Origin of the sequence: Paenibacillus terrae HPL-003, assembly GCF_000235585.1 — a bacterium.
GTDB lineage: Bacteria > Bacillota > Bacilli > Paenibacillales > Paenibacillaceae > Paenibacillus > Paenibacillus terrae_B.
The window spans coordinates 3,510,474-3,522,108 of the sequence record NC_016641.1 but is presented as its reverse complement, the minus strand read 5'-3'; the positions used below and the strand labels follow the sequence as shown (position 1 = coordinate 3,522,108).

10 protein-coding genes are annotated in these 11,635 nt (G+C 44.9%); 2 read left to right on the top strand and 8 right to left on the bottom strand.

Annotated elements, in window-relative coordinates; translation table 11 throughout:
* Positions 1–241: 241 nt before the first annotated feature.
* Positions 242–1,627, bottom strand: coding sequence for a dihydrolipoyl dehydrogenase (gene lpdA, locus HPL003_RS16085; RefSeq protein ID WP_014280747.1), 1,386 nt, complete (start codon positions 1,625–1,627; stop codon positions 242–244).
* Positions 1,628–1,822: 195 nt separating this feature from the next.
* Here lpdA and HPL003_RS16080 point away from each other — a divergent pair, with 195 nt between their 5' ends.
* Positions 1,823–2,389, top strand: coding sequence for a TetR/AcrR family transcriptional regulator (locus HPL003_RS16080; protein WP_014280746.1), 567 nt, complete (start codon positions 1,823–1,825; stop codon positions 2,387–2,389).
* 177 nt (positions 2,390–2,566) lie between these two features.
* Here HPL003_RS16080 and HPL003_RS16075 read toward each other — a convergent pair whose 3' ends face one another.
* Positions 2,567–3,445, bottom strand: a complete 879-nt coding sequence (locus HPL003_RS16075; RefSeq protein WP_043922413.1) for a radical SAM/SPASM domain-containing protein — start codon at positions 3,443–3,445, stop codon at positions 2,567–2,569.
* Between the two features lie 203 nt (positions 3,446–3,648).
* Here HPL003_RS16075 and HPL003_RS16070 point away from each other — a divergent pair, with 203 nt between their 5' ends.
* Entirely contained in the window at positions 3,649–4,110 is a 462-nt protein-coding gene (locus HPL003_RS16070) for a MerR family transcriptional regulator (RefSeq protein WP_014280744.1), read from the top strand.
* Here HPL003_RS16070 and HPL003_RS16065 read toward each other — a convergent pair.
* The 6 genes from HPL003_RS16065 to HPL003_RS16040 form a co-directional block, all read right to left on the bottom strand.
* Complete coding sequence (locus tag HPL003_RS16065) at positions 4,100–5,107, bottom strand: FecCD family ABC transporter permease (protein WP_014280743.1); 1,008 nt, start codon at positions 5,105–5,107, stop codon at positions 4,100–4,102. The two genes, HPL003_RS16070 and HPL003_RS16065, sit on opposite strands and share 11 nt — an antisense overlap.
* Entirely contained in the window at positions 5,104–6,111 is a 1,008-nt protein-coding gene (locus HPL003_RS16060) for a FecCD family ABC transporter permease (protein WP_014280742.1), read from the bottom strand. The genes HPL003_RS16065 and HPL003_RS16060 overlap by 4 nt, the downstream gene beginning before the upstream one ends.
* A gap of 66 nt (positions 6,112–6,177) precedes the next feature.
* A complete protein-coding gene (locus HPL003_RS16055; RefSeq protein ID WP_014280741.1) occupies positions 6,178–7,122 on the bottom strand; it encodes an iron-hydroxamate ABC transporter substrate-binding protein in 945 nt (314 codons plus the stop codon).
* Positions 7,123–7,293: 171 nt separating this feature from the next.
* Complete coding sequence (locus HPL003_RS16050; protein WP_014280740.1) at positions 7,294–8,949, bottom strand: helix-turn-helix domain-containing protein; 1,656 nt, start codon at positions 8,947–8,949, stop codon at positions 7,294–7,296.
* Positions 8,950–9,203: 254 nt separating this feature from the next.
* Positions 9,204–10,037 carry a sugar phosphate isomerase/epimerase family protein gene (locus HPL003_RS16045; protein WP_014280738.1) on the bottom strand — a complete coding sequence of 278 codons (834 nt, stop codon included), beginning with the start codon at positions 10,035–10,037 and terminating at the stop codon, positions 9,204–9,206.
* Positions 10,038–10,057: 20 nt separating this feature from the next.
* On the bottom strand, positions 10,058–11,599 hold the full coding sequence (locus HPL003_RS16040) for an MFS transporter (protein ID WP_014280737.1): 1,542 nt from the start codon (positions 11,597–11,599) through the stop codon (positions 10,058–10,060).
* Positions 11,600–11,635: the final 36 nt, after the last annotated feature.

Genomic DNA, 11,635 nt, shown 5'->3' with positions numbered 1-11,635 from the left:
GGATATAGTACCCATTTTTGACAAACTACTCACCTTTCAAACATGCGATGCAACGTAGAAAAGTATTTACGGAAGATGCTGTAGCTGCCGAGCATAAATCAGGTCAACTTTTCTGGAGACAAAAAAGAACTATTATGGCAACATATGACATAATAGTCCCGTTTTATAGCATATTCAAACTATAACCCATTATAGTTGATAATTATTCTCACAGGCAATGAAGTGATTTCGTACGGAGCCTCTACTTTGTACTATCCATTTTTCTGACCGCGTTCTCCGCAGCCTCCATAATTACTTCTCCCAGTGTGGGATGGGGATGAATGGTTAGAGCCAAGTCTTCTACGGTTGCGCCCATCTCGATAGCTAGAGCAAGCTCCGAAATGAGTGTTGACGCTTCGACACCCACAATTTGCGCTCCCAGTACGATTCCCGAGTCCTGCTTTGCTACGATTTTGATATACCCCTCTGCTGCCCTTAGTGCCAATGCTCTGCCGTTAATCGTAAAAGAAGCTCTGCCAATGACAATCGGTAAGGCTTTTTCCTTGGCTTCTGTTTCACTTAGGCCAACACTAGCCAGCTCCGGTTCAGAAAAGACAACCAAAGGCATGGCTTTATAATCCACTTTAGCAGCTTGACCTGCAATCGCCTCTGCCGCAATCTTCGCTTCATAGGAAGCCTTATGGGCAAGTGCTGGACCCTCCGTAATATCTCCAATGGCAAAAATATGCGGAATAGCCGTTCTACACTGCTCGTCTGTCTCGATCAGCCCTCTGCTCGTCACTGGCAAGCCAATGTGCTCCAGTCCTAACCTGCCATCTGTGTTGGGTTTTCTGCCTACAGTAACTAATACAAACTCTGCGGTAACATGATGCTGTTCCTGATCTTTTGAATAATGCAGCGTAATGGTATCCGCATTCTGCACGACGTTTTCGGCTGTCGCCCCAGTTACGATGTTTACACCATCTGTTTTCAACTGTTTGACAACAGGGGCCACAAGATCCGCTTCAAATCCTGGTAGTATCCGCCCCCCTCCCTCCAGAATCGTTACCTTTGTTCCAAATTTGGCATACATCTGTCCAAGCTCGACGCCGATATATCCACCGCCTATCACGACTAGACTGGTCGGAGCCTCTGGAAGGGAGAGCGCCTCTGTAGAGGACAAAATACGTCCGCCGAACGGAAAGGCTTTCAGCTCGATTGGACGGGAACCAGTTGCCAATATGGCATACTTAAAGGAAATGGTTTGTTCCGCTCCATTTTGCTTGATAATGGCTGTATGCTCGTCAACCAAGCTTGCCTCCCCTTCCAGAATACTCACACCTGCCGTTTTCATTAAATAGCCGACTCCGCCTGCCTGCTTATTTACAATCCCCTGTTTGAAAGCTTGAGCATTCACGAATGACGCTGCTGCATCTGCCTGATTTAACTGCCTGAGTACCTCATAGCGGTGTGCTTCGGCAATCAAAGCTTTGGATGGAATGCATCCCACATGCGTACAGACTCCACCTAGCTGACTGCGTTCGATAATCGCTGTTTTCATTCCAAGCTGAGAAGAACGCGATGCCGCCACATAACCTCCCGGACCTGATCCAATGACCAGTGTATCTACAGATTCAAGCTTGCTCATAACCTAATACCTCCTGTTAAAATAGCCGGATTTAAATATGATGATCATAATATATTATAATCATCATATTTTAAATACGTCAATAGTCGTAATCAGCCATACCGAAGTTTAGTTGCAAGAAGACAAATTGACACGTTTTATTATGATGGTTATAATATTTTGAAGTTAGCATAATGAAGTCGTGGAGTGATTACAATGCCTTATCCAAAAGGCCATAAGATGAAAGTACGGAGTAAAATCGTTGAAAGTGCTGCCCAGGCTTTTCGCGCCAACGGTATCCACGATGTAAGTGTGCCCTTTATTATGAAAGGAGCCGGATTAACTCACGGCGGGTTCTATTCACACTTTGACAACAAAGAACAGCTAGTCGCCGAAGCCTGTCGCTATGCCGTCAGTGATACCCTCACACTTCTTCAGAAGGCCGTTGACCAAGAAAAGCACGATCTCAACATTAATGTTGTCATAGACTACTATTTAAGCGCCCATCACCGTGATCGAACCGAAATGGGCTGTATTATTCCTGCCCTTTCGGTAGAAATAGCCCGTTCTTCCGAAGAAATCCGGCAGATATTCACGCAGGAGCTGGAACGAATGATTACGTTTATCTCCAATTTGGCGGGGATGGATCTGTCCAAAGGTAGCGCATTGTTCAGCAGCATGGTCGGTACTCTTGTGCTTGCACGTTCAGTTAATGAGCCTGAACTGAGCGACAGCCTTCTCTCCGCAGGCAAACAACACGCCAAAGCGCTGGTTAATGCCTGAACAATTGCTTTTTTTATGAATAGCCATCGTTGAATGTGAGCCTATTTTACGTGTGCAAAAAAAGCCACTAATCACCAATCAATCCTTGGTATTAAGCGGCTTTTTCCTATGGTTCTGACCTCACAACAGGGATAGCGATTGGTCAGAGATTCGAAGTCTCCACCCGCCAAATATCTGTTATGTTCCAAATCGTTTACGGTACCCGCATTTGCGGCACAGCTCTTCCACCGCTTCTCTCTTGGAGAACCCGAAGTACAAGCGATTTGCGCGTTCTCCTTCAACAATGTCGGAAAAAGATTGCTCATGCACGTTACCTAAATTAATAACGCCTTCACCATCAAGACAGCATGGGACCACCGTTCCATCCACCAATACCGCAGCCTGGCTGCGAAGTGCATGGCAAAAGCCTTTTCCGTCATCCTCCGGGGCACTGAGGCTTGGCCATTCAAATTCGTGATCCTGATTCAAATAAACGTTGGGTGCGATTTTGACCCCACTGCCCGGTATAACCTTTTCCTCAATCCGGTAGTCCAGCCCAAACTCTTGCTCCAGTCGCTCAAGTGTCTCCCGGTTGCGTTGACGTTGCACATTAGTCAAATTATCTTGAGTCAGGTTCCAGAGACGGAACGAAATAATGACATTATGCTTCACAGCTTCTCTAACAAACGTGAAAATATTGCCCAAATATCCTTCTCGGTCCACGGAGCCTTCATGTCCGTCAAAGCTGTGAAGAGAAAAGTTCATCTGACGTAGTGCCGGTTGCCCAAGCAGCTTATGTCCGGTCTTGGGCAACAAAGTACCATTGGTAGTAATATTGACCTTTAAGCCCTTCTCATGAGCACTCTCCAGCAAAAGATCAATTTTCGGATGGAGCAGCGGCTCTCCTTTTACATGCAGATAAATGTAATCTGTATGCGACTTGACCTGATCAAGCACATTCCGAAAGGCTTCCGGATCAATAAATTTTTTGACACGCTGTGTCTGAGGGCAAAAGCTGCACGCGAGATTACAGATGCTTGTAATTTCAATATATACTTTCTTAAACGTCTTCAATATGATTTCCCCATTCTAACCTTCATCCTAAGCATCTTGTTATGCTCCTTATCCAAGTCCTATGATTATACCGGGTTATCACGAACAGGTAAATCATTTATGTTAGTTCACCAGTAACTTTTGCTGTTCTCAATTTGCTGTAAACCTTAGGTCTGACCTAAGGTTTACAGTGGAGTTATTCAACTACACAGTAAGGAGTCCTGTCATTGAAAGAACACATTACGATTAGCCAGCTTTCACAGCTTATGAATGTATCTGTACATCAACTGCGATATTTTGAAGAAAAGGGGATCCTGTATCCGTCATACACAGAAAAAAATCAATATCGAATGTACGGACTTCATGAAATTTATCGGCTCTCGCATATTTTATTGCTACGTAAATTAAATATCCCTGTCGGACAGATTGAAGAATGCCTGACTTCTTACGCTGCCGATGATTACAACCAGCTTTTAGAGAATTCATTGCAGAGGGTACAGGATGAAATAGCTAACTTGAAGCTGCTCGAACAGTTTATTCACAAGGTACTAAAAGGACATCATAACCTCACTCATCAGGACAATGAGTATCAGATCAGGCTGTTAGGCACCCGACATTTAAAGCTGTGGTTTGCATTTGAAAATGATATAGAGGCCCCTGCTCGGCTACACATCAGAGCTACTTCCTAAGCAGCAAATAGGCGAAATAAGGCACACCAATTAACGATACCATGATGCCCGCGGGAATACCGTCGGGATCGACGAGATTGCGACCAATTGTATCGGCCATTAACAGCAGCCACCCGCCGAGTAGAACGGCGACGGGAATGAACAACTGATTACGCGGGCCGACCAGTGCCTTGGCAATGTGCGGAGCCATCAACCCGATAAACGCAATACCGCCCGTGACGGATACCGCCGATGCAGCCGCGGCGACTGCGGTCAGAATGAGAACGAGGCGTTCTCGTTCAATTTGCACACCAGCACCAATCGCCGACGCTTCGCTCAAAGCAAGTAAATTAAGACGTTGAGACTTGTACAGGGTAAACGGGATCAGCAAGATCAACCAGGGAAGTAGAGCCCAAATGAATGGCCAGTCCGTCCCCCAAATACTGCCCGCAATCCATTTTGCGATAAAATCGACCTTTGAGCGTTCTGCCGAAGAGATAATGACGATCATAATCCCCGACAACGCGAGGGAGAAACCGACCCCGACCAGTACCATTCGGATGGGATCAAGCCCGCTCGTTCGGCTATACGAGAAGACATAGATCAAAGCTGCTGTTACCAATGCGCCGATAAAGGCCACTAGCGGCAAAACATAAACGAACGATCCAACATCGATCGGGAAGTACAGAAAGAAGCACGCAATGGCTACGCCAGCGCCAGAATTAATGCCAATGATGCCCGGGTCGGCCAAATCATTGCGGGTGATACTTTGCAGAATGGAGCCTGACAACGCAAGCGCCATGCCTGACAGCAATGTAATAAAAATCCGTGGCAGTCGGACAGAGAACAGGACAAATTCTTCCTTGAACGTACCTTGACCGAACAAAACAGGAATCAGTCTACCAAGCGACAAAGACGAGTATCCCCAAGCCATGCTGGCTATAGCGGTAAGAACAATTAGCCCTAAACTGACCAACAGAATCAGACGCTGTTTTCGAACAAGCGCGGACAGAATCATAATAGAGCTTTACCTCCTCTACGCACGACGAGCAGAAAGAAGGGCAGGCCCAGCATGGCCACAATGGCTGCCACCGGCGTCTCGTAAGGTGCATTAATCGTGCGGCCCAGTGTATCTGCAAGCAGCATAAATGTAGCTCCCGCAAAAGCCGAAAAAGGCAGGATATGCCGATAGTCAATACCAACCATTTTGCGGACGATATGAGGGATCATCAGCCCTACGAATGCCATGTTTCCGACGAGCGCGACCGATGCACCCGTAATCACAATGACAAGGACGAACAGAATGCCTTTGATCCACACCAGATTTTGCCCCAATCCAGTTGCTACCTCATCGCTCAAGCTGAGAATACTCAGTTGGTTGGAAAGCATCAGAGCTACCGCAATTCCCAGAAGGATCACCGGCGCAATGGCTTGTAATTGTCCCCACGTTGTTCCAATCAGGCCTCCAGCAGTCCACATGGATACGTCCTTGGAAATTTTGAAAGCGATGCTGACACCATCCGAGACGGCATGCAGAAACGCAGAAACAGCCGCTCCCGCCAGCACGATTCGGATCGGGGACAAATTGCCTTGGCGCATCGAGCCCAGTAAGATGACCAAACCCGCTCCCAGTGCAGAGCCAAGAAAGCAAGCAACCATGATACCAAAGTAGTTTATCCCCGGGATGAATACAAAAGCCAGCGCGAGCGCCATATTAGCACCTGAAGTCAGACCCAGCAAACCCGGGTCGGCCAGTGGATTGCGAGTGACCCCCTGCATGATGGCCCCAGACACGGCAAACGCGGCGCCAACCAAAATAGCCGCCAGCTCGCGGGGCAGTCGAATCTCGCGCAGGATGAGAATTTTATCATCCTTGGCACTGGAGGCCAGTGCAAGCCATAAATCGTGCAGTGTCGTTTCTGCTGCACCGAATATCATTGAAATGACGAAACACAAGACGAGCGCCAACGCACTGCCAAGGAGCTTATACGAAAAAGGAAAAGCACGTTGTTTATTCTTCATGGACTCTCATCTTTTCTTTAATGAAATATGTGAAGGAACTGTTGAAATAACCAGTTCCTTCACATCCTACTGACCAAGAAAGTGTTGAATGAAAAATTTCAGCTGGTACTCCATGCTGAGCGGATCGTTAAAGTAGAACACTTTTGCGTTAGCCTCAAAGACGCGTTGATTCTTAACTGCGGGAATATTTTTGTACGTTTCGGTGTTCTGGAACGAATTGTCCTCATCCGCGTTTTTACTGAAAATGACGTAATCACCCAGGTAATCTTTCATCACCTCTGTCGATAGAGCAAAATAACCTTCTTTCTGTGTCGCTTCCTTCACTTTTTTCGGCATAGGAAGTCCGAACTCCTGATAGAGAATTTCGGTGCCGCGGCCAAAGTTATCACCATATACATAAAGCTGCTTATTGAACGTCTCGATGACCGAAACCGTTGCATTGGCTCCGATCTTCGCCTTGATCTCTTTTCCGGCTTTTTGGGCCCGGGCTGTAAAATCATCGATCCAGGCTTGTGCGTCTTTTTCTTTATTCAACAATTTGCCGATTTCACGTTGCTGGGTTAAGAAATCCACCTTGCCATATGTATAAGTGACAGTAGGAGCGATTTGCTTAAATTTATCGACATTTTTAATATCGGAAAGCCCGATAATAAGATCCGGATTCAACTCAATGATCTTCTCCAGACTTTCATCTGTAACCGCCTCTGCACCTTTCAGCTCCTCAGCAAAATTCGGGTTGCTCTTGGACATTTCGTCCACGCCGACCAGCGGTACACCAAGCGCCATCACATTACCTGTTAAAAATCGGGTAAGCACAACGACGCGCTGCGGATGGGTCGGAACCTCTACAGGGCCATTCTCGGATTGGTAGGTAAATGTGGAGGATTTCGCCTCCGAAGAAGACGCGGGGGACGAATTTTTGCCATTATCGGCATTGTTCGCTTGATTTCCACCACATGCACTTAATACAACTACAAGAACAAGTACCAGCGGAATAAAAAGCTTTTTCATAAGATGACTCTCTCCCTTTCCAAACGCTAGGTTTCAATGAATAATCGTATCGTGCAAAGGATGCTATTGGCATCCTTTGATTGATTATGAAATTCATTCTCATTGGTATAAACTATTATATGGGTCAAATATATACCCAACCATGGCTTTTTGTTTGGAAAATCACTTGTACTATTGGTTACTTGTAAATAAATCTACCGCGCGTTGAAGTTGCAAGCGAATAGAAACCGGGTTGTAAGGCACCCATTCATCCCGGTCCAGCAGATGAACACAGTTCCTCTGTACGGCGGGAAGCCTGCTCCAATAAGGAGACCTGAATATCATTTCCGTATGTGCGGTGGAACCTTTTTCATCTGGAAACATGATCACTAATAATCGGGACCCCGCATAATCTGCGAGTTCTGATATCTCAATCGAAACGGAATGAAATTGATCTCCCAGCCTCTTTATCTCCTGCCCGATCAATTCAGGGGGCTTTAGGCCTAGAGATTGATAGATTACATATCCGACATTCCGCGCTCCATAAACGAACAGCCCCTCCGGCTTCATCACCACAATCGTTATGATTTCATTAACAATTGTGCTTTGCTGCACCAGTGAACGGGCTACCCGTTCCTCTTCTTCAAAAGCGGCCAACCACCGCTCCGCCTGCTCGCTCCTCTGAATAGCATGAGCGATACGACGCAGATGCTCCTTCCATCCCAGTTCCATCCATGAAATTTCCACGATAGGCGCTATAACTCGCAAATGCTCAGGATTCAGCCCATATTCGTGCAAATGCTGTTTGGCCGCAATGATCAACTCGATGTTGGCATCAAGCAATACCGAGTTCACCTGTTCAGCAGAACAGTTCGTATTGATAAACATCATCGTTTGCGGCGGCTCCAGACCATTCGTTTTCACATATTCGCTGCTCTCCGAAATAGTGACAGCGGGCTCCAAACCAAGCAACAAGAGATGGCTGGCGTAAGGTGTAAGCAATACGGCCACACGTTGAAATGGTCTGCGGTTGTAGCTTGAAGGGGATGCTCCCGTATGCTGCTTAAAACGACGGCTCAGATAAAATTCATCCTTGTACCCTACCTTAAGGGCAATTTCCCGGAGCGTGCCTGATCCGCTAATTAATAGCTCCTTGGCTCGGTGAACACGCAGCCGTGACAAGTATTCGTTGGGAGAAAAGCCGGTGAGCTGCTTAAACTGGATAGAATAGTGAGATCGGCTTACGCCTGCAATCGCAGCTAACTGCTCACGCGTTATTTTTTCGCTATAGTGGTTTTCCAAATAAGCAATGCTACGTTCCATGGACGGCTGCTCATCAGCAGCATACTTGGCTTCCATCCGCTCCAACAATTGGAGAATGATTTGGTGAAATATAATTTGGTTCTGCACATGGCGGGCTTCACTAGCCGGAAAACGATGGATATACAGTTCCTCCACATGGGTCACTATTACAGGTTCACAGGGAAAGAACTGAATATTGGGATTGGAGACCACTTCGCTTTTACGTATCATTGCACTTTCGGGAAGAGGAGTCCCCTGCTCTCGTGTACGGATTGAAAGCTTATAAGCATGAAGGGGTTGCAAAAGATTCGTAATTAAAACGGCATGGCTATGCGCCGGGAGTAGCATGACGCTACCTTCTACAAGTTCGTAAGTTTGATCATCGACCTGAAGAGTGCCCTTGCCGCTGGCAATTGCAATCAATACGGTTACATTCTCATGAATAGTGTACATCGGAAAATTCGAGGTGCAGTACAGCGAATAAATGCTGTCAGCAGTATATAAAGGAAAGTGGGACTCTGCCCACTCCGAAACAACGTTGTTCACAACCCAAACCCCCATCATCATAAAAGTGAGAAACGTTTCTCGTTTTTCGTTCCTCTGTATCTTATTAAGCAAAAAAGCTAATGATTTAGTATAAAAACAATATCTATACTATAAATGATCAAACCTGCTTCATGCTATCTTTATAGCTCAGAAGCTGGTAGGCATGATCCTCATCATGGGTACTGCAAGCATCAACAACATGAAGACATAACAAAAAAACGGCATCTCTGCCGTTTTTTCTAAAGGATGGACTCTCAGAGGCACCCATTTATAAAAGCAATGCTCTTGTCGATATCCTGTTCCTTTGCTTCTTCTAATAAAATATTTAGATAAGGTTTCTTATCTTTTAATAATTTCAGTAGAAAATGATAGTTTAATATCCCTTTTCCAGCAGGCACAAACTTTATTGCATTATCCTCAATCATTAAATCCTTTGCATGCATAATCACGATTCTGTCTCCAAAAAGATCAAATGCTTCTTGGAAAACAGCTTCCTGGTTTTGATAATTATTCAGGGAAATAAAGTTAGCCGGGTCAAAGATGACCTGAAGATTATTAGACGGAACACTATCCAGCAATCTTCTCATCCGCTCCGGTGTATGAATAGGATGATTCATTCCTCCCTCAATTCCCACGATTACACCGAACTTTTCTGCTTCCGCTACAAGCTCTCTGACGCTTTCCACTACCTCCCAAAAAGGCTTTTCAGTAAAATTTTCTTCGGTATAGACAATCTCCGGGTTTACATTTCCCGTCTCGGTTCCAACAATGCTGCAGCCAAAACCACGGGCAAACCGGATATGCTCCTTGAATCGATCCAATTCTTTTCTTCTTTGACTTAGGTCAGGGTGGATCATGTTGATGTAGCAGCCTAAAACCGCTATTTGCACATCTTTTTTCCGAAAAATACGACTTATATAGTGAGCAATGCCGGGGCTAAAGCTTCCTAATTTTGTATTTACATCATGTAGCGATTTACTTACGGCTAACTGAACGGATGTCAATCCTTTACTTGATATGATATTCACTGCTTCTTGTAAAGAAACGTTTTCAATATCATGTGCCCGAATTCCTAAATTTGCATTCATACCTGTCCTCCAGTTCACACTTATACGATTGCTTCATGTTTGGTGTCATGATTATCTTTATATTTTATAAGATTTTCATATCCCACAGTGTTATTGCCCCATGTTTTTTCATATTCCCAACCTGTTAACTGTTCAAAAACTTGTCGTGCTTCCGGTGTAACCTCTTTTTTAGAGCCGCCATTTTTCAAGCGTTTAATTTCATCCATCAAAACGACATGATTTTCTTTCGATAATTTGTAACGATAGGAGATAATCAAACCTCCCACCAAAAAGACGAGCGTACCAAACAGCAAGATCGAAATGATAGCTGTTACTGCTGAAGCCGGTTGTGCTGCTTGCCCGGATACAAAGCCTGCCTCTTGCAATGCAACCCCTACTAAAAAGACCGCTAACGCCTGTGTCCCTTTTCTGATCAAACTCATTACACCGGCGAACACACCTTCACGTCTTTGACCCGTTAAAGCTTCATCTACATCTGGAATAAATGCGTAGTTGTTCCAGGGGATGTAGTTCAAACCACCGCGTCCCAACCCGCAAATTCCAATCATAGCAAACAATAAAACCGTGTTATTTAGCGTTCCAGTGACCTTTAATACGATAAATCCAATAACTCCTGCGATAAAGAGAGAAATGGCAGTTCTATACGCCGGGGCAGGATTCAATTTAATCGTTAAGGTAAGAGCAATCCATACGCCAAAAAGCTGCATGACATACATAAAGGTCAATAAGTTGGATGCGGCAACGGCATTTTGCATGAGAGCAAACACAACAAAATAAGTAAATACGGCGTTGAATACATCCTGACTTAAATATCCACCCAAATACATACCCAGATGGTGGCGGAATGTTTTTACTCGTAAAGTCGAGAATAAATCCGCATAGATCTTATGCACATTTTGTAAAAAAGTTCTATTTTCAATCACTTTTTCTTCAGGTATTTCTTCGAGAGGACGTTCCCATGTATTTCTGTAAAGCAGTGACAATACCACTATAAATATGACAGTGAAAATAATACCTGAGTACAGGAATGTAAGAGGATCGTCCTTACCCAATGCTTCCACAAGCCGGCCAGGAATAAATGCAGCAAATACAGCTGAAGCCTGAGCAACAAACATTCTTGCACCTGTAAACTTCGAACGTATTTTATAATCGTTACTCATTTCAGCGGCAAGTGTATCATAAGGAATTAAAATCATGGAGTACACAATTTCAAACAAAATATAGGTTAATAAGTAATACCAGTAAGAAAAACCGGAAACCCAAATTGCTGTATAGACAAGTACAAGTGGAATGGCGGCTAATATAAAGAATTTTCGTCTTCCAAAGCGTCGGCCAAGTTTTGTTTTATGAAAATTATCTGTAATATATCCCATCGTTGGCGCTGCAATCGCATCAACAATCCGAGCAATAGCGAAAATAGAACCTGCTTGAATGGCAGTAAGGCCACAAAAAGTTGTTAAGAAGAAAAGCAACCATGCTGCTGTCAAGGCAAACGCGCCTGCCCCTAAGAAATCACCTAACCCATAGGACAAATAATTAATAAATTTGGGTTGTTTAACCACATTATTCTCCTCCATTTTGGGAATTTAGCAACCGGA